The organism is Steroidobacteraceae bacterium, assembly GCA_041395505.1.
Taxonomy (GTDB): Bacteria; Pseudomonadota; Gammaproteobacteria; order Steroidobacterales; family Steroidobacteraceae; genus JAWLAG01.
On the sequence record JAWLAG010000001.1, the window covers coordinates 2247126 to 2265525 of the forward strand.

21 protein-coding genes and 1 tRNA gene are annotated in these 18400 nt (G+C 63.3%); 2 read left to right on the plus strand and 20 right to left on the minus strand.

Annotated features, from left to right (window positions below; all coding sequences use genetic code 11):
- Positions 1-5 precede the first annotated feature (5 nt).
- The 18 genes from R3E77_10470 to R3E77_10555 all read right to left on the minus strand — a co-directional run bounded on the left by R3E77_10470 (position 6) and on the right by R3E77_10555 (position 11376).
- On the minus strand, positions 6-293 hold the full coding sequence (locus tag R3E77_10470; protein ID MEZ5499838.1) for a hypothetical protein: 288 nt from the start codon (positions 291-293) through the stop codon (positions 6-8).
- 178 nt (positions 294-471) lie between these two features.
- Positions 472-828, minus strand: a complete 357-nt coding sequence (locus tag R3E77_10475) for a type II toxin-antitoxin system VapC family toxin (protein ID MEZ5499839.1) — start codon at positions 826-828, stop codon at positions 472-474.
- 6 nt (positions 829-834) lie between these two features.
- Positions 835-1035, minus strand: coding sequence for a type II toxin-antitoxin system VapB family antitoxin (locus R3E77_10480; GenBank protein MEZ5499840.1), 201 nt, complete (start codon positions 1033-1035; stop codon positions 835-837).
- 89 nt (positions 1036-1124) lie between these two features.
- The gene (locus tag R3E77_10485; GenBank protein MEZ5499841.1) at positions 1125-1289 is read right to left on the minus strand and encodes a hypothetical protein; all 165 of its coding nucleotides are present in this window, start codon (positions 1287-1289) and stop codon (positions 1125-1127) included.
- A gap of 781 nt (positions 1290-2070) precedes the next feature.
- Positions 2071-2146: transfer RNA gene (locus R3E77_10490), tRNA-Lys, on the minus strand.
- A 91-nt stretch (positions 2147-2237) separates the two neighbouring features.
- Entirely contained in the window at positions 2238-2930 is a 693-nt protein-coding gene (gene queC / locus R3E77_10495) for a 7-cyano-7-deazaguanine synthase QueC (GenBank protein ID MEZ5499842.1), read from the minus strand.
- Positions 2927-3580, minus strand: coding sequence for a 7-carboxy-7-deazaguanine synthase QueE (gene queE / locus R3E77_10500; protein MEZ5499843.1), 654 nt, complete (start codon positions 3578-3580; stop codon positions 2927-2929). Before queE ends, queC begins: the two co-directional genes overlap by 4 nt.
- A gap of 5 nt (positions 3581-3585) precedes the next feature.
- A complete protein-coding gene (gene ybgF / locus R3E77_10505; protein MEZ5499844.1) occupies positions 3586-4329 on the minus strand; it encodes a tol-pal system protein YbgF in 744 nt (247 codons plus the stop codon).
- Positions 4313-4837 carry a peptidoglycan-associated lipoprotein Pal gene (gene pal, locus R3E77_10510; GenBank protein ID MEZ5499845.1) on the minus strand — a complete coding sequence of 175 codons (525 nt, stop codon included), beginning with the start codon at positions 4835-4837 and terminating at the stop codon, positions 4313-4315. Before pal ends, ybgF begins: the two co-directional genes overlap by 17 nt.
- 26 nt (positions 4838-4863) lie before the next feature.
- Positions 4864-6165, minus strand: coding sequence for a Tol-Pal system beta propeller repeat protein TolB (tolB, locus tag R3E77_10515; GenBank protein MEZ5499846.1), 1302 nt, complete (start codon positions 6163-6165; stop codon positions 4864-4866).
- Positions 6158-6907 (minus strand): energy transducer TonB, encoded by a 750-nt coding sequence (locus R3E77_10520; GenBank protein MEZ5499847.1) that lies wholly within the window; start codon positions 6905-6907, stop codon positions 6158-6160. The genes tolB and R3E77_10520 overlap by 8 nt, the downstream gene beginning before the upstream one ends.
- A gap of 9 nt (positions 6908-6916) precedes the next feature.
- Positions 6917-7357 carry an ExbD/TolR family protein gene (locus R3E77_10525; protein MEZ5499848.1) on the minus strand — a complete coding sequence of 147 codons (441 nt, stop codon included), beginning with the start codon at positions 7355-7357 and terminating at the stop codon, positions 6917-6919.
- Between the two features lie 8 nt (positions 7358-7365).
- A complete protein-coding gene (gene tolQ, locus R3E77_10530) occupies positions 7366-8055 on the minus strand; it encodes a protein TolQ (GenBank protein ID MEZ5499849.1) in 690 nt (229 codons plus the stop codon).
- A gap of 8 nt (positions 8056-8063) precedes the next feature.
- Positions 8064-8468: a tol-pal system-associated acyl-CoA thioesterase gene (gene ybgC, locus R3E77_10535; protein ID MEZ5499850.1), complete on the minus strand. Its 405-nt coding sequence runs from the start codon at positions 8466-8468 to the stop codon at positions 8064-8066.
- Positions 8465-9508 (minus strand): Holliday junction branch migration DNA helicase RuvB, encoded by a 1044-nt coding sequence (gene ruvB / locus R3E77_10540; protein MEZ5499851.1) that lies wholly within the window; start codon positions 9506-9508, stop codon positions 8465-8467. Before ruvB ends, ybgC begins: the two co-directional genes overlap by 4 nt.
- A complete protein-coding gene (gene ruvA / locus R3E77_10545; GenBank protein MEZ5499852.1) occupies positions 9505-10116 on the minus strand; it encodes a Holliday junction branch migration protein RuvA in 612 nt (203 codons plus the stop codon). The genes ruvB and ruvA overlap by 4 nt, the downstream gene beginning before the upstream one ends.
- Positions 10104-10670: a crossover junction endodeoxyribonuclease RuvC gene (gene ruvC, locus R3E77_10550; GenBank protein MEZ5499853.1), complete on the minus strand. Its 567-nt coding sequence runs from the start codon at positions 10668-10670 to the stop codon at positions 10104-10106. Before ruvC ends, ruvA begins: the two co-directional genes overlap by 13 nt.
- Positions 10633-11376: a YebC/PmpR family DNA-binding transcriptional regulator gene (locus R3E77_10555; protein MEZ5499854.1), complete on the minus strand. Its 744-nt coding sequence runs from the start codon at positions 11374-11376 to the stop codon at positions 10633-10635. Before R3E77_10555 ends, ruvC begins: the two co-directional genes overlap by 38 nt.
- 52 nt (positions 11377-11428) lie before the next feature.
- Between R3E77_10555 and R3E77_10560 the strand changes: the two genes are divergently transcribed.
- The gene (locus R3E77_10560; GenBank protein MEZ5499855.1) at positions 11429-13405 is read left to right on the plus strand and encodes an HD domain-containing protein; all 1977 of its coding nucleotides are present in this window, start codon (positions 11429-11431) and stop codon (positions 13403-13405) included.
- A 157-nt stretch (positions 13406-13562) separates the two neighbouring features.
- Entirely contained in the window at positions 13563-15641 is a 2079-nt protein-coding gene (locus R3E77_10565; GenBank protein ID MEZ5499856.1) for a TonB family protein, read from the plus strand.
- A gap of 45 nt (positions 15642-15686) precedes the next feature.
- On the opposite strand, the gene lpdA is transcribed toward R3E77_10565, so the two are convergent.
- Positions 15687-17117, minus strand: a complete 1431-nt coding sequence (gene lpdA / locus R3E77_10570) for a dihydrolipoyl dehydrogenase (protein ID MEZ5499857.1) — start codon at positions 17115-17117, stop codon at positions 15687-15689.
- A gap of 15 nt (positions 17118-17132) precedes the next feature.
- The gene (gene odhB, locus R3E77_10575) at positions 17133-18314 is read right to left on the minus strand and encodes a 2-oxoglutarate dehydrogenase complex dihydrolipoyllysine-residue succinyltransferase (GenBank protein ID MEZ5499858.1); all 1182 of its coding nucleotides are present in this window, start codon (positions 18312-18314) and stop codon (positions 17133-17135) included.
- Positions 18315-18400 lie beyond the last annotated feature (86 nt).

Consider the following 18400-nt stretch of genomic DNA (forward strand, 5'->3'; position numbering starts at 1 on the left):
TTCTATCAGGTGCGACCTCTGGCCCTGCGAGTCACACCATCGAATGGGTCAGTTCCGTCCCTGCTTCTCCGCCGCCCGCGCCGTCGCGCCTCGGGCCGCGAGCAGTTGTTCCCCGTAACGCGCGGCATGCGCGCACTTTTCCAGCGCCCCGCCTGCATGACGGCCGGCGGTTCGATGTTGAGCGGAAACAAGTCCTGCGTTGCCCCGACCCGCAATGAGCGGCCGTTGATGGTGTCGATCCCCTCGACCGGATAGAAGAAAAACGGGAACGAGAGCGGGTCCGCGTTGGCCACGGGACTTGGGTATCCGCCTCCAGAGAGGTAGTCCCGAATCGGGTCGATCTGGCGGCGCGTGTCGGCGGTAAGTGGCAACGGGCAACCCCTTACAAATATGGCCATAGATCTCGGTCAGTGCAGATGGCCGTCCCGGTCCTTCAGGTCGCAGCGGCATGCGTGTCCTCCCATGCACCGTTCAAAGGGAAGGGATCCGTAGCGCTTTTGCCGCCGCCGCCAGTCGTTTGTCATGGGTCCAGAACGCCGTATCCGCGAGGCGCACGGACGCCAGCAAATGCAGGTCAATCCAGCCTAATCCGGTTCCGAACAGCCGATGAGTCTCGAGCAGGTGCAGGACCTCGCTGTGATCGGCCATCGGCAACGTGGGCAGATTGGCAAACATATCGAGAATCTCCGCGCGTCGCGCAAGGTTGCCACAGGCGAGTTCCCCTACGACGAAGGGATGTGTCATCACTTGCTCGGCTTCAAGTAGCCGGATCAGCGGCTGGCTGCCCCGCCGGAGGTGATCCGCCCAGACCGAGGTATCGACGAGCAAGTCGGTTCAGGACGCCGCCTGGCCTCGCCGCCGGGGCGGCAGTCGCAGCTTGGGCTGGGTGCCACCCAGTGCGGCCAGGCGCCTCGCGCTTTCGCGGGCAATCAGGGCTTGAAGGCCGGCGTGAACGACCGCGGTCTTCTCTCGCAAACCACTGAGCGAGGTCGCCTTGCTCAGCAGTTCATCGTCAATGATCAGCGTTGTTCTCATATGCATCAGTATGCCTGTTTCATGCATATCGTGCAAGATGAGGTTCCGTGCTCTAAGGGGCCATGGTCGCGCTGCCATCAAGGTCACCGCTAGCGCGGCGTGTATTCGAGCCGTACTGCGTTTGGATCGCCGACATGCCAGCCCTGATCCTTGAGCAGCGCGTCGATATTGACGCGGGAGCTCATGATGCCCAAGCGCAGGATTCCTGATGCCCTCGTCATTACGTTGGCGGTTGCATTTGTTGCGGTATTCATCCGTGAGGAGGTACTCCAGCGGCGAGACGAGGCTCGTAACCGACCGACCTGCGACGATGATGTGCCCGCCACGCCGGCCTAGGCGACCACACTTGCCGATGCGCGGCGGCGCAAGGTCGACCGCTGCAGCGCATCGGATCCAAAGTGCAGGTTTGATCTCTACACCAATGACTACGATGTTCTGGCCTACGATCCCGATGGCCAATTCGTTGGAATCGAGGAAGAGCCGTTTCGAGTCGTCGCGACAAGCGTCGCGATGACGGCGATTCTTTCGGGCTGCTCAGATCCTGACTGCCGGCCGACGCTTCGGACACTTTGATCGTCCCGGCGCAAGTGGGAGAATTGCGCGTTGTCGAATTCCTGCTGGACGAATGCCGAATCCCAGTCGATAGTCCACTGGGCGATGGCGCCACCGCGCTGATGGTGGCTGCATAGGCCGGTGAAGCCATTGTTGTGGAAGCGTTGCTGCGGCGAGGCGCGGATCCTTTGCGTAAGAACAGCATGAAGGCCAAAGCTTGCGGAAAATACCCGTGACCGATGCACGATTGATGCTGTCCGAGCAGCAATTGGCAAGGCCTGTCCAGCGTCGGCGGTTCACTTGGCACGACAAGATCACCGGGAGCGATAGGGAATTGAGGGCATGGATAGCCCGCTCAGCCTCGTCGATCCAACAACCGAGCCGCTACAGGCGGCGATAGCTGGTTGGGCACTCGATTTACAATGGTGACTCATTGGTGACTTTTCTTGAGTCCATCGGGGAGTCGCTCGAAAGGTTTGAATTTGGTGGGCCGTGCAGGATTTGAACCTGCGACCAACTGGTTAAAAGCCAGCTGCTCTACCGACTGAGCTAACGGCCCGAGCGCGTCTGTGCCGCCGAGTACGCCGGACCGGGTCCGCGGGCAATTCCAGGGCACGACTGGATCCACAATTCTACTACGTGCATGCCGCTCACGCGAGTTTCGGCCGGTAGCGGGTCGGGTCTGCAAGCGAAGCGGCCGCGAATCCTTCCTGTCGCAGGCGGCAGCTGTCGCACATGCCACAGGCCTCGCCCGAATGTGACGCCTGGTAGCAAGAGACCGTCAGCGAGTAGTCGACGCCAAGCGATGTACCGAGCTCGATGATCTGCGCCTTGGACAGCGACTGCAGTGGCGCAACGATGCGAATGGCACGGCCCTCCACGCCTGCCCGCGTGGCAAGCGAGGCCAACCGATCGAAGGCAGCGATGAATTCCGGGCGGCAATCCGGATAGCCCGAATAGTCGACTGCATTGACGCCAATATGCACTTCGGTCGCGTCCAGCACCTCCGCCCATCCGAGCGCAAGCGCCAACATGGTGGTATTGCGTGCTGGCACGTAGGTTGCAGGAATTCCCGCTGATGGCGCGACCGGCACCCGCTGCGCCGGATCGGTCAGCGCAGAGCCGCCGATGCCTGCCAGGTCAATACGCATGGTCCGATGTTCGACGGCCCCCAGGGCGCTCGCCACGCGGCCCGCCGCCGCCAGCTCCGATGCATGCCGTTGGCCGTAGTCAACGGACAGTGCGTAGCACTCGCGTCCTCCTTTTCGAGCAAGCGCGAGAACGGTTGCGGAATCGAGCCCGCCCGAGAGGAGCACCACGGCGCGATTTGCAGGCGCGCTCATCGTCCTGGCACATTCCCCCACAGGTATTTGTGCAACTGTATCTGAAATCGCACCGGCAGCCGGTCGGCAATGATCCACTCCGCCAGGTCCCGCGCAGGAAGCTGCTCGTGGCTGGGAGAAAAGAGCACCGTGCAGATGCGATCGAGCCCGCGTTCCAGGACTTCGTTGCGGCTCCATTCATAGTCATTGCGGTCGCAGATGACGAATTTGACCTGATCCCGTGCACGAAGCGCGCCCAGCTCACTGTATTTGTTGCGCGCGCACTCGCCGGACGCGGGCGTCTTGAGGTCCACCACCTTCACGACGCGATCGTCGACGCCCGCAAGCGACATCGCGCCGCTCGTCTCGAGCGACACCTGCAGTCCTACATCACACAATTTGCGCAACAAATCGATGCAATTGCGTTGCGCGAGCGGCTCGCCGCCGGTCACACAGACGTGTCCCACTTCCTGACCGCGGACTTGGTCGACGATTTGCTCGATGCTGAGCAACGTGCCGCCCTGGAAGGCGTAGCTGGTATCGCAGTAGACACAACGCAACGGACAGCCGGTGAGACGCACGAACGCGGTTGGCCACCCAATCTGATTGGCCTCACCCTGCAGCGACAGGAAGATCTCGCTGACCCGTAGTCGTTGATCAGCAGCGGGCATGGACACTAATCGCGCTTGTCCAGCCGCTCCTGCGCCAGCCTGCCCGCGTCCGTGTCGCGGTAGGTCGCCGCAACCTGGCGCAGTATCTCCTGCCCTTTGTCCGTGTTGCCGAGCTCGAGATAGGTATAGCCGAGCTTCAACAAGGCATCAGGCGCCTTGCGCGACTTCGGCCAGCGGCTGACGAGATCCGCAAAGGCATCGCGCGCGGCTTCGTATTGCAGCGTGACATAGTAAGTCTCGCCAAGCCAATACTGGGCGTTTTCCGCGAGTTCGTGCTGCGGAAAACGCTCGACAACGGTAGCGAAGCCCTTGATGGCCGTCTCGTACTGCCCCGACTTCAGCGCATCGAATGCGAGGTTGTAGGTCGTCGCCGCTTCGTCGCTTGCACGAACGGCTTCGGGGATTGGTGCCGCCGGCGCTTGCGTCGTGACGGCCGGAGACTCGGCGAGCGGCTCACGGCGGATCTCGGCCAGCCGGCGAATGTCATTGCGCAGCACGTCCATCTCGCCGCGCAAGTCGCGCATTTCTGCCTGGAGGCGATCGATGCGCCGGGACAGTTCCAGGAGATTGTCGTTGCCGACGACGCGTTCGAGCTGCGCCACACGCGCATCGAGCTGCGCATTACTCGGTGCAGCCGGCTGATCGTCCGCCGGCATCAGCGAACAGGCGCCCAGGCCGATGGTTGCCAGGCATGCGGTTACGCTGGTCCTGCACAGGCGCAGCACCTGATATTTACTTGAGATAGACAATTTCCACCCGTCGATTCTGGGCCCAAACGGTTTCCCCATCGCCGAAGACGGCTGGGCGTTCCTCGCCATAACTGACGGTGGCGAGCTGCTCGTCGCGCACGCCCTGCAGCATCAGCGCCCGACGGACCGCCTGTGCGCGGCGTTCGCCGAGGCCGATGTTGTATTCGCGCGTGCCGCGCTCATCCGCATGGCCTTCAAGCCTCACGTGCTGTGCGGAGTTGGCTGCCAGATAACGCGCGTGCGCCGAAACAACCTCGAGATCCGCGGGGCGAATTTCGGCGCGGTCATAGTCGAAGTAGATGATGCGTTTGGCCAGCAGTCCCTCGGATGGGCCTGGACTCGAATCGTCTGCGCCGACCTCGCCGGCATTGGTGAGATCGCCGGTGTCGGCGTTGCTGTCAGCCGCCGCCGTGCCGGAACCAGCGGCTTCCGAGGCGCGCTGACTCGCGCAACCGCTCAGCAGGATCGCTGCGGCGAATGCCAACGCAAATACGCTGTTACGCATCATGAGACTCTCCGCTTGATGGATCGAGACTAATTGACAAATGGACCCCACACCGGTTCGCGCACTTCGCCGCGATCCGCCGCAAGCTGTTGCTGGACTGCGCCGTCGCTCGAGACCGTCAGCAGTCCCGGACGCCCTCCGCGCTTGCCGGCATAAATCAAGGCCACACCATTCGGCGCAAAACTCGGCGATTCGTCCTGGCCGCCATTGGACAACACCGTGACCTGACCGCTCGCCAGGTCCTGGATGGCGATGCGGTAGGCGTTGCCGTCGAGCGTCACCATGGCAAGCTTCTGTCCGTCCGGCGAGGGCCGCGGTCGTGCATTGTAACTTGCAGTGAACGTGACCCGCTGCGGCCTTGCATTGCCCGCCAGGGGCATGCGATAGACCTGCGGCCCGCCGGCACGGTCCGAGGTGAAGTAAAGGCTCTTGCCATCGCTTGAAAATGCCGGTTCCGTATCGATGGCCGGATCGTCCGTCAGTCGGGTCAGTTCCTGCGACTGCAGGTCAAGCATGTATATATCGAGATTGCCATTGCGACCACCGAGCGTAACGGCCAGCTTGCGGCCGTCGGGCGACCAGGCGGGGGCACCGTTGATGCCCGCGCGGGCCGAGACGCGCCGGCGCTCGCCGGTTGCGAGACGTTGCACGTAGATGGCCGACGCGCGCGATTCGAAGGAGACATAGGCAAGCCAGGCGCCGTCGGCCGAGAACGCGGGTGACATGATCGGCAGGCGCGATTCGAGCACAATGCGCGGACTTGCGCCATCGGCGTCCGCCACCACGAGCTGATAGCGCTGTTTTGGCGCGCTGCCGTCGACTGAGACATAGGCGATACGCGTCGAAAACGCACCACGAATTCCCAGCGTCTTTTCGAATACGAGGTCGCTGATACGATGTGCCGCAGCCCGCAGTGTCGCCGGCAGCGCGTCGAACTGCTCGATGAACAATCGTTGGCCGTTGAGGACGTTGACCAGCTCGGCCGTCACGCCGAAGGCCTCGCCATCCCTGGCTGTCAATCGTCCCACCACCACGTAGTCATTGCGCTGCATGCGCCAGTCTTCGAGTACGACTTCCTCCTTGCGGCTCGGCCGCGACAACATGTCGCCCCGCTCCATGGTGCGGAATCGTCCCGAACGCGCCAGGTCCTCATCGACGATGCCGGCGATCTCGTTGCCAAGACGCGCCACCCCGCCCGAGGCAAACGGCACGATCGCGATCGGGATCGGATCCGTGACGCCCGAGGTGATTTCGACCTGAAGCTGGGCCCAGGCGCGCGCTGGCAGCAGCGCCATGGCGATGATGATCAGTGCCAATCTGGTGTCAGTCATGGGGTCTGAACCGTACCTCTATTTCCCGCTCGAACAACTGTGCTTCCGGCGGCGGCGGCAGGGGTGATGCGCGCCGCGCGGCCGTCTCGATCGATTCGCGCACCGCAGCATCGCCATTGCAACTCACCACGCTGGCGGACACCACCTCGCCACCAGGTATCTGGGTGACGTGAACCATGCAATCAATGCCCGCCCCGGCCGTCGCCGGCCGGATCCAGGCGCGTTGGATGCGCGCCGCGATCTGTTGCGCCCATTGCTGCGCCAGTGCCGCGCGACGTCCGCTGTCCTCCCGCTCCTCATCAGCGAGCCGCGCGCGAAGCTCCGCCTCGCGACGAGCCCGATCGCGCTCCCTGGCTTCTGCCTCGGCGCGCTTGCGTTGCTCTTCGCGTTGCTTGGCTTCGACTTTCTCACGCTCGATTCGCGCACGCTCTTCCCGCTCGCGTTGCGCAGCCAGCAGTTGCTCTTTGGCCGCCGCCGACTCCTGCGGCAATGTTTCCTCCGGCGTCGCCTGGGGTTCGGGTTCATCGGCAGGCGGTGGTTCCTCGACCGGCTGCGGTTGCACCGGCGCACCGATTTGGAACTGGCTTGGATCAACCACCACAGCCTCGATGGCCAGTTGCTGCACCGGCGCCTCGCGTTGGCGAAAGTTCACGAAGCCGAACCAGAGCATGGCGGCAAATGCCGCATGCATGATGAGCGACAGGAATGCAGGTCCAATTGCAGCACGTTGCTCAGCCGCCATGAATATGGATCACCTGCGATCCGCATCGACCGTTACCGGGCTGGACAGGAACCCAAGCTTGCGCGCGCCGGCCTGCTGCAAGAGCGTCATCGCTTCGACCACTCTGCCGTAGGGCACGCGCCGATCGCCCTCCACAAGCACGGCCAGATCGGGCGCGCGGCGAATGATGGCAGCCGCGTCTGCGAGCACATCATCGTCAGTCCGTGGCGCCTCGGGACGCGCGCCAACGTTCAAATAGAGCAGTCCATTGCGATCGATAGAAAGAATCAATGGTTTCTGATCCTTCAACAAAGCCGGGTCGAGAGGCTCGGAGGCGGCCTGCGGCAGTTCGACCTTGATGCCCTGCGCAAGCAACGGCGCCGTGATCATGAAAATGATCAGCAACACCAGCATGACGTCGATATACGGCACGACGTTGATTTCCCCCAACAGGCGGCGACTGCGTTTCAAACTAGCCATTATCCGGCTCCAGCGCGACCTGTCGCCGAACTGCTACGTGTTGCATGGCGTTGCAGTATCGTCGAGAACTCCTCGACGAAGGCGTCAAAGCGCAGTTCCATGCGGCCGACCTGGTCGGCATAGCGGTTATAGGCCACCACCGCCGGAATCGCGGCAAACAAGCCGACCGCCGTCGCGACGAGCGCTTCGGCGATTCCTGGCGCCACCATCTGCAGGGTCGCCTGCTGCACGCCGCCGAGCGCCACAAATGCGCTCATGATGCCCCATACCGTGCCGAACAGACCGACGTAGGGACTCGTCGAACCAATCGTCGCAAGGGTTGCAAGGCTCGCCTCGAGTCGATCGAGTTCCTTCAGCTGCGCAACGCGCATGGCCCGCCGCGCGCCTTCCAGCAACGCATCGACGCCCGCCCCCTGCTGGCGCAGCCGCGCGAATTCCCTGAATCCCATCTCGAAAATGCTCTCGATGCCCGTGCTGCGCCCACGTGACTCGATGTCGCGGTACAGCTGCGACAGGTCACCGCCCGACCAGAACTGTTCCTCGAAACGGGTTGAGACCTTCCTGATGCGTCCAAGCACGGCCTTCTTGGAAAAAATTATCGTCCAGGATGCCAACGAGGCCAACAACAGGATCGCTATCACAAGCTGCACGACGACGCTTGCATCGAGAATCAGTTGTACGAATGACAAACCGTCTTTCATGCAAGTTCCTTGGCAATGGCAGCTGGAAAGCGCGCGGGCCGCATGGTCCTCGCGTTGAGACAGGCCACCCGAACGAGAGCGCTGGCGAGCAATTCGCCGCCGGCATCGCTCCTGCGTATTTCCTGCTGGAATTCCAGGCTGACCTTTCCAGCAGCGCTCGGCGTGCAGCTCACGACAAGCAGGTCGTCCAACCGGGCCGGCCGATGGTAGTCCACTTCCACCCTGACCACCGTGAATACGACACCCGGATCGTGCTGAAGTTCGCTCTGGCGGAACCCCAGCGCGCGCAGCCACTCGCTGCGCGCGCGCTCGAAGAACCTGAGATAGTTTGCGTAGTAGACGATTCCGCCGCCATCGGTATCCTCCCAATAGACCCGAATCTGCGTCACCGACCCGCTCATGACTTGCCCTGAAACAGCGGCAATTCTCCGTTCGCCGTGACCGGCTCCAGGCCAAAGTGCAGGTAGGCACTACGCGTTGCAATGCGCCCGCGTGCCGTGCGCATCACGAATCCCTGCTGGATGAGGAACGGCTCGATCACGTCTTCGAGCGTTCCCCGCTCTTCGCCTACCGCCGCAGCAATGCTTTCGATTCCGACTGGGCCACCAGAGAATTTTTCGATGATCGTCAGTAGAAACTTGCGGTCGAGCGTATCGAAACCCTCCGGATCGACCTGCAGGAGGTTGAGCGCTGCGTCGGCGACCTCCTCGTTGACGGCTCCGCCGGCGCGCATCTGCGCGTAGTCTCGCACGCGGCGCAACAGGCGGTTTGCGATTCGCGGTGTACCACGCGAGCGCGCAGCGATGCGTCGCGCACCGCCTGCATCGACATCAACCGAGAGTATGCCGGCGGCCCGCGTCACGATGCGCGTCAGGTCGTCGGTGCCATAGAACTCCAGTCGCTGCACGATGCCGAAGCGGTCTCGCAGCGGCGATGTCAGCAGCCCGGCGCGTGTCGTTGCGCCTACCAAAGTGAAGGGCGCAACCGGCAGCTTGATCGAACGTGCCGCCGGCCCCTCGCCGATCATGATATCGATCTGGTAGTCCTCCATTGCCGGATAAAGGACTTCCTCGACGAGCGGCGACAGGCGGTGGATTTCATCCACGAACAGCACGTCGCGTTCTTCCAGATTGGTCAACAATGCGGCGAGATCGCCCGCGCGCTCGAGTACGGGCCCCGAGGTCTGGCGCAAGTTCGATCCAAGCTCGTTCGCGATGATGTGCGCCAGCGTTGTTTTGCCAAGTCCCGGTGGCCCGAAGATCAGCACGTGGTCAAGCGGTTCACCGCGCTGCCTTGCCGCACCGATGAATATTTCCAGCTGTGTCTTGACTTCGGCCTGCCCGACGTAATCGCCCAGCCGCTTGGGACGAATGGCGCGTTCTGCGCTCTCCTCGTCAGCTCGCGCACGCGACGTGACCAGCCGTTCGTCCAGTTCGTTCATGTACCGCCGATCCCCTGCAGCGCCTTGCGGATCAATTCTTCGGTTTGCAACTGCTCGGCACCCGGCACGGCACGCAGAAGGCGGGTCGCCTCCGCCGGCTTGTAGCCCAGTGCCAGCATCGCGCTGAACGCTTCGGCTGCTGCGCCGGCCGGATCCTGCGCACCCATCGGACGTTCGCCCCCATCCGGCATCTGTGCGGCCTGCAAACGATCTCGCATTTCGATCACCACGCGCTCGGCGGTCTTGCGACCGACACCGGGTATGCGGGTGAGCGTGGCTGCATCGTCGGCGCGGATGCAGCCTATCAGCGCGTCGACACTGATTCCCGAGAGTATCGCAAGCGCAATGCGTGGCCCCACGCCTGATACCTTGAGGAGATCGCGAAACATGCGTCGTTCGAGCTGTGTCGCAAAGCCAAACAACAGATGGGCGTCCTCGCGTACCACGACGTGTGTGCACAGAGCGACTTGTTGTCCCACCTTCGGCAGCACATAGAATGTCGACATCGGCGATTGCAGCTCGTAACCGACGCCGGCAACGTCGATAAGCAAGTACGGCGGAGTTCGCTCCAGCAACTGCCCGCAGATCCGCCCGATCATGCTCGACATGTCCGTTCGAATGCTCGCGTATTTGCGTGGCAGAGGGCGATCGCCAGTGCATCGGATTCATCGCTACCTACCGCCTGGCGCAGTCCCAGCAACGCAGCGACCATGTGCTGCACCTGGCCCTTAGCGGCGGCGCCCGTTCCCACCACCGCAAGCTTCACGGCTCGGGGCGCATACTCGAAGACCGGCGCCGGCCCGACGGCACACAGTGCCGCGCCCCGCGCCTGGCCGAGCTTGAGGGCGCTGTCGGCGTTGCGGCTCATGAATACTCTTTCGATTGCGATCTCGTCCGGCGCAATGGAGCGGGCTATCTCGCTCAGGGAGTCATGGATTTCGCGCAGTCGCTGCGCCAGATCGTCGGCGCGCGGAACGATGCACCCATGCGTGACGTACTGGGTACGCCGCGCATCGACCCGCAGCACACCGTACCCGGTGCGCCGGGATCCGGGATCGAGGCCGAGCACGGTGAATGGCGCGCGCTGCCGCGCCGGCGCAGTGGCCGCTCCCAGGCCCACCGGATCAACGCTGCGCCAGGAGCTCGTCCGGAATTTCCGCATTCGAGTACACGTTCTGCACGTCGTCCAGATCTTCGAGTGTTTCGAGCATTTTCAGCATGCTCTCCGCCTGCTCGCCCGCCAACGCGGCGCTGCTGGCAGCCCGCTGGACGACGCTGGCATCTGCCGGCGTGTGACCGGCGGCCTCCATAGCCGCAGCAACCGCCGCGCACTCGGATGGCGAAGTCAGCACTTCGATGGTGCCGTCCTCGCTGACGATGACATCCTCTGCACCGGCTTCGAGTGCGCGATCGAGCAGCTGGTCTTCGTCCGTGCCGGGCGGATAGGTCAGTACGCCGACTTCATTGAACAAATAGGCCACCGAGCCGTCTGCGCCGAGATTGCCACCATATTTTGTGAAGGCATGGCGCACTTCCGCGACTGTACGATTGCGGTTGTCCGTCAGGCACTCGACCATCACGGCCACGCCGCCCGGTCCGTAGCCTTCATAGCGAACCGCCTCGAAGTTGGCCTCCGCGCCATCACCAGCCGCGCGCTTGATGGCGCGATCGATCGTGTCCTTTGGCAGGCTGCCGGCACGCGCCTTGTCGATCGCCAGGCGCAGGCGTGCATTCATCGCCGGGTCGGCGCCACCGTTGCGCGCAGCGGTGCTGATGGCACGTACCAGCTTGGTGAAAACCTTGCCGCGACGCTTGTCCTGGGCACCTTTGCGGTGCTGGATATTCGCCCATTTACTGTGTCCCGCCATAGCCGCAATATCATACCGTTTCCGTCATCGCCGCGGCAGGCAGACCAGGCCAATGAAGCTCGAAATTCCACTTCCGGCGCAGCTCAAAGGCGATATCGACTCGCTCGCAGCCAGCGGACCGCCGGCGCTGTCGTTCGCCGCCACACAGGTTGCGGCTTTGGTCTATTCGCTCACGGAGGATCGCGACCTGACCGTGGCCGCCCTACTCGCGCACCAATTGAGGAGTGAAATTCCGCAACGCGACGCCACGGTCACGCCCACGCAGCTGCGCCTGGCAAGAGAACTCGCGGCCCTCGGGGAAATCGGGCTGCCGGCAGGATGGTCCCCCGCCGATGGAGTCGACCGCGCGCAATCCGAAGCGGTCCGTCGAATGTTGCTTGCAGTCGTCAGCGATCCGCGCCTGGTGATCGCAAGGCTTGCCCAGCAGCTCGTACGCTTGCGCGACGCCCGTGATGCCTCGGCCGCCGAGCGAAACCGACTGGCGAGCGAAGCCACCGCGGTATTTGCACCCTTGGCCAATCGCCTCGGTGTATGGCGCCTCAAATGGGAACTCGAAGATTACTCGTTGCGCTATCTCGAGCCGGAAAGTTACGCGGCAATTGCGGGCGCCCTCAACGAGACACGGCGCGAGCGGGAAAGGTTCATTGCTGATGCCTGCCAGCAACTGCAGGCAGCGCTGGTACTGCAGGGGCTCGACGTCGAGGTCTACGGCCGGCCGAAGCACATCTACAGTATTTATCGGAAGATGCAACGCAAGCAGTTGCCGATCGAGCAGCTGTATGACCTGCGCGCACTTCGCATCATCTGCACCGACGTGGCGCAATGCTACGCCGCCCTCGGCGTCGTGCACGGGCTGTGGCGCTACCTGCCAGGCGAATTCGATGACTACATAGCCACGCCCAAGGAAAATGGCTATCAGTCGATTCACACGGCCGTCATCGGCTCGGACAACCGTCCCATGGAGGTACAGATCCGCACCGCGCAGATGCAAGCCAGCGCGGAACTGGGTATCGCTGCGCATTGGCGCTACAAGGAAGGAACGAAGTCGGCCTCTTATGACGCGAAAATCGCCTGGGTCAGGCAGCTGCTCGAACCCGGTGCCCTCGGCGGCGGCAGCGATGAATTGCTCGAGCAATTGCGCGGTGAACTGTTCCAGGATCGCGTCTTCGCAATGACGCCGCGCGGCGATGTAATCGATCTGCCCTCCGGAGCGACGCCGCTCGATTTCGCCTACCATGTACACACCGATCTCGGTCATCGCTGTCGGGGCGCGAAGATCAATGGTCGCATCGCGCCCTTGAATCAGCGCGTCGAAAACGGCGCCGTCGTGGAAATACTGGCCGGCAAGGAACTGCGGCCAAGTCGCGACTGGCTCAAGCCGGAGGCCGGCTATCTGGTCTCGCCGCGCAGTCGCGCGAAGCTGCGCGCCTGGTTTCGAAGCCACGATCCGGGCCTGGCCATCGGGGCCGAAGACGACGACCTGACCACTGCCGCCTCACCGGCCAACACCCGCGTACGACACAACGGCATCCGTGCCCGAAAGTCCATGCCGCGCCGCAGCGGTCAACGCATCGTGGTAGCCGACGATCCCGACCTGCCCTGGAGCCTGGCACGATGCTGTAGCGCAATTCCGCCTGAACCCATTCGCGGCTACCTGACGATCGACCGTGGCGTAACCATTCACGCGGCCAGCTGCCGCTCGCTCGAGCGAATGCTGCGACGCAGCCCGCAAAGGGAACTGAAGGCCGCTTGGAACAGCGCCGCAACCGGCACCAGTGCGGTGACGCTGCTGCTGTCAGCGAACGACGGTCCCGGCCTGTTGCGCGACCTCGATGGCGTCCTGGCGGCGCGCGACGTCGCGATGGAGAGCCTGGTGCGTCGGCGGGCAGCCGCGGGCGAGGAGGCATCGCTCGAGCTGACCGTCCGGGTTGTCGATCAGCAGCAGCTGCAGGCATTGATTGGCGCCCTCGGCACACTCAAAACAGTGACGCAGGTCCGCCACCAGCGTAGCCACATGGCCCGAAGGTGATGGCTATCACAGGCACCGGCAGGACATTGCCGCGCTGTGCCCGTGAACCGTGATGCGGCGCAACGCGGCAAGCACGCCAAACCCTTAATTATTAAGGTGATATAGCGCACGGCAGGATACTCCTGGCTCCGTGCCGGACGTGCAGCGGAAGCCCTGGATGCGAATTCTCATTGCAGATCATGATTCGGTATTGCTCGAGCGAGTCGCGCGCGGCCTCGGCGCGCCGTTCGAAGTCGATACCGTCACCAACAAGGCCGACTGCCTGATGCTCGCTGGCAAGGGCGACGTTGCCATGGTGATCGCGTGCGAGAAAGTCGCCGATGGCTCGGGACTCGATCTGTTGTCGAAATTGCAGCGGCGTCATCCACAGATCCTGCGTGTATTTGCAGCCGATGCAGATCGCCTGGCGCTGCTCGGTGCGCACCTCGAACCCTTCCAGCTCTTCGACACGATTGGCTATCCGCTCGACCCGGGCGAGTTGACCAATACGCTGTTCGTTGCCATGGCGGCGGACAGCGCGCATGCCGACACGGCAACCATCCAGCACATCGTACTCAGCGCCGAGGATACGCCGCCGGCGCCCGCTCCGCGCGCGCGCCGCACAGCGGCAGCACATGGCAGTCCCGCGGCTGCGGCACCGGCACCAACTCCGGAAATCATCGAACAACCAGTCGTTGATCAGGCGAACCTGCCGCGCGCCGTGCTCATTACACGCGACACCGCCTGCCTCGACGCTGCGCGGACTGCCTGCAATGACCGCGGCCTGCAGCTATGGCCGAACAGCGATCCAGGCGTCGCCTTGCGAACCGCCGCGGCACGGCCAACGCAATTCATGATGATCGACATCGCGAGCACCCGAGCGGAGCGCGGCGAACTCGTCGCCGCCATCGCAAAACAACTGCCGAACGCCGACGTCATCCTGATCGGGCGACGCGAAGACAGCGCGTTCGCGGAGGCCTGCATTGCTCGTGGCCTTGCCAAACGCTGGATCGCGAAGCCATTCACGGCCGCCAGCGTGCGTCTTGCCATCGACAACCTGGCGAGCGGCAACGCCCGGCAAACACCAGAGGAAATCGCGAATTCGAATCTGGTACGCCAGGGTGCCAGCGCCACACCGGTCGCTCCCAAGGCGACACCAAGTCCCGCGGCGAGCACCGCGACGACCGCTACGGCCAGCACCACCATTGACTTCGCTGATGAAATGCGCAACGTACTCGCGCAATCAGCCACCCCCGATACCCCCGCGCAGCGACCGCTCCCTGTCAACTGGCGCGCGACAGCGCGTCCGGCAACGCCGGCACGCAAATCGACCTGGCCGCGTTGGCTCGCCGCGTTGCTCGTTGGCGTGGCCATCATTGCCTACCTCGGTACGCGCGGCAAACCCGCGGCGCCACCGCCGGCGAGCCGCGCGGAAACGGCAGCCGCGCCACAGGCGCCGTCACCGGAAATAGTCCCGCAGAATGAGCAATCCGTGCCCGCCGGCAGTTCCGTTCCATCCGAGCAGGCAGACGTCACGGCGAGTGAAGCCCCCTCGCCCGCGCCTTCGAATGCGTTGCCGCCGCAAACAGCCGCGATGAACACTGACTCACAATTCGGGGCACCGCAACCTCAAGATGGAACGCGCCCGGCGTCGGCGGCATCGGCACGCGAGGCAGCAGACGATCGGGCGCCAGCGCCGATAACGCGCGGCACCACGGCCAACGCCGCGCCACGCCCCAGGGAAACTGCCATTGCGACCGACGCAGCCAGCGCGCAACAGCCGGACAGATCACCGGCGCCGCCTACGACTCCTCCGAGCCAGGGGAACGTGAATACGGCTTCGGCCAACGCCGCCAGCACGGCTCCGGCATCGACCGGCTCTGCCGCTGGCACGAATCAGCCCCCGCAGGATGATGCGAGGCGGGCGCCAACGCCCGATGACAGCCAATCCGGCCCGAGCGATGGCGGTCCCAAAAGGGTCGCGCTTTCCTCACTCACGCCACTGAACGGTATCGAAGTGCGTTATCCGCGATCCGCCTTGCGCGCCGGGACCGAGGGCTATGTGGACGTGGAATTCACCGTCGAATTCAATGGCGCCGTCTCGGACGCTGTGGCTTTGGCCGCCGAACCGTCCGGAACCTTCGACCGAGCCGCCGTGCAGGCAGTCAGGCAACTGCGGTTCAAGCCGGTACGCGAGGGTGGCGCATCCATTCGCGTACGCAGCCAACTGCGCGTGCAATTCAAGCTCGACAAGTAAACACCCGGCTCGCGCATTCCTGCAATATGCAGGTGCGCTGGCGAGCTAGCGATTGATGCTATCGATGGCGATCTTGTCGGCGGCCAGCGCCGCTTCGTGCATCGCTTCGGCAAGGGTCGGGTGCGCGTGTATCGTGCGCTGCAGGTCTTCTGCGCTGGCCGAATACTCCATGGCAAGCACAGCCTCGGCGATCAGCTCTCCGGCCATCGGGCCGATGACATGCACGCCCAGCACTTCGTCGTCGTCGGTGGCGGCAACAATCTTGACGAACCCCGTCGTAGCTTCCATGGCACGGGCTCGGCCGCTCGCGAGGAAAGGGAATACACCCGTCTTGTAGGCTCGCCCGGATTGCTTGACCTGCTGTTCGCTTCGGCCGACCCAGGCGATTTCCGGCGTCGTGTAGATGACCGAGGGTACGGTGTCGTAATTGACTTCGCCGTGCAGGCCGGCGATCAGGTCCGCCACCATGACTCCTTCTTCCTTCGCCTTGTGAGCGAGCATCGGGCCACGCACGCAGTCACCGACTGCCCACACATTGGCGATTGAGGTTTTGCAGTGATCATCGACCACGATGCAGCCGCGCTCATCGACGGCAACGCCACTTTCGGGCGCAAGCAGTCCTTTCGTGTTCGCGCGACGTCCAACGGCGACCACGAGCCTGTCGAATTGCTCCTTGTGGCCGTCCCCTTTTGCATCCTTGTACTCGAGGTCAACGGCATCGCCACGCACGGCCGCCTTCTGCACCCGCGCACCGAGCCTGATGTCGAGACCCTGCTTCGTGAACGCCTTGAGCGCTTCGCGCGCCAATTGGGAATCCGCCATGGGCAGAAACTCATCGAGCGCCTCTAGAACCACGACTTTCGAGCCGAGGCGACTCCAGACACTGCCAAGCTCGAGTCCGATTACACCGGCGCCAATCACACCGAGGCGCGCCGGAGCGGATGTGAAATCCAATGCGCCCCAGGAATCGACGATGCGCTCGCCGTCGAAGGCTGCGCTCGGCAACTCTGCCGGAACGCTCCCGGCGGCAAGAATGACGTGCTTGGCGCTCAAGGTCCGCCGGCTGCCGTCCGCCGCCGTGAACCTTACCTTGCCAGCGCCGAGCAACTCGCCGCGTCCCTGCAATGTCGCTGCGCCTGCGGACTTGAGCAATGCCGCAATGCCGCCCGTCATGCCGCGCACGATGTCCTGTTTACGCTTCTGCATGGCCGCAATGTCGACCTTCACGGTGCCACACTTGATGCCGTGCTTTGCAAATTCGGTTTGCGCACGATGCAACAACTCGGTGGATTCGAGTAAAGCCTTGGATGGAATGCATCCGGCATTCAGGCATGTACCGCCGAACGCGTACCCGCCATCCCGGTTCTGCCAGCCATCGATACAGACCACCTTGAGTTTGCGTTGAGCGGCGCGAATGGCCGCTGGATATCCAGCGGGGCCGCCACCGATGACTACGACGTCGAATTCGTCCGACATGCGATCCACTCCCAATCAGATCCCGAGCAGCATGCGACCCGGATCTTCAAGTGCGTCGCGAATGGCGACGAGAAATTGAACTGAATCCCTGCCGTCTATGATGCGATGATCATAGGTAACAGCAAGGTACATCATCGGTCTCGCGACCACGGCCCCATCGACAACGATCGGGCGCTCCTGGATACGGTGCATGCCGAGAATCGCGCTCTGCGGCGCATTGACGATGGGAGTGGAGAGCATGGATCCGAATATGCCGCCGTTCGTGATGCTGAAAGTGCCGCCCGTCAATTCTTCGATCGTAATCGTACCGGCGCGTGCCTTGCTGGCGAATTCACCGATTTCCTTTTCGATCGCGGCAAAAGACTTGCCGTCGGCGTCGCGGATGACCGGCACCATCAGCCCTCGATCGGTCGATACCGCAACACCGATATCGTAATACTCGTGATAAACGATATCGCCGCCATCGACCATGGCATTGACGATCGGAAATTTCTTCAATGCCGCGACGCAGGCTTTGACGAAGAACGACATGTAACCGAGCTTCACGCCATGGTCTTTTTCGAAGCTGTCCTTGTACTTCGCTCGCAATGCCTGTACGGCGCTGAGATCGACCTCGTTGAACGTGGTCAACAGCGCCTGCGTAGCCTGCGCCTCGACCAGGCGCTGCGCGACCCGCTGTCGCAGGCGAGTCATCGGAACGCGCTGCTGCGCGCGAATTGCACCCGAGGGCATGGCCGATGACCGGTCGAGATGCGCGACGACATCGCCCTTGGTAATGCGCCCGTCCCTGCCGCTGCCTTCGATGGCCTTCGGATCAAGCTTGTTCTCCTCGACCATGCGGCGAACGGACGGACTGAGCTTCGATTTGTCGCTCTTGGCGGCTGACGCCGCCCCTTTGGCGGCGGGTGTTGCCTGCGGCGTCGCGGCCGGCTTCGCCGCCGCCACGGAAGGAGCCGCCGCCCCCTCTTCTATGACGGCGAGCAATTGCCCGCTCGTGACTGTCGCGCCGGCCTCGACCTTCAGCTCGCGCACCGTGCCATTGACCGGCACCGGCACCTCGAGCACGACCTTGTCGGTCTCGAGGTCGGCGATGTTCTCATCGCGGGCAACGGATTCGCCGACCTCTTTGCGCCAGGCGACCAATGTCGCATCTGCCACGGACTCCGGCAGTTGAGGAACACGTATTTCTGTACTCATGAACTTTTCCTGACCGCAGTCGCAATGGGTGTAACACGCAGCCGCGCCGTATCGCGCACCGATTCCTGAACCGCTGATGCAAACAA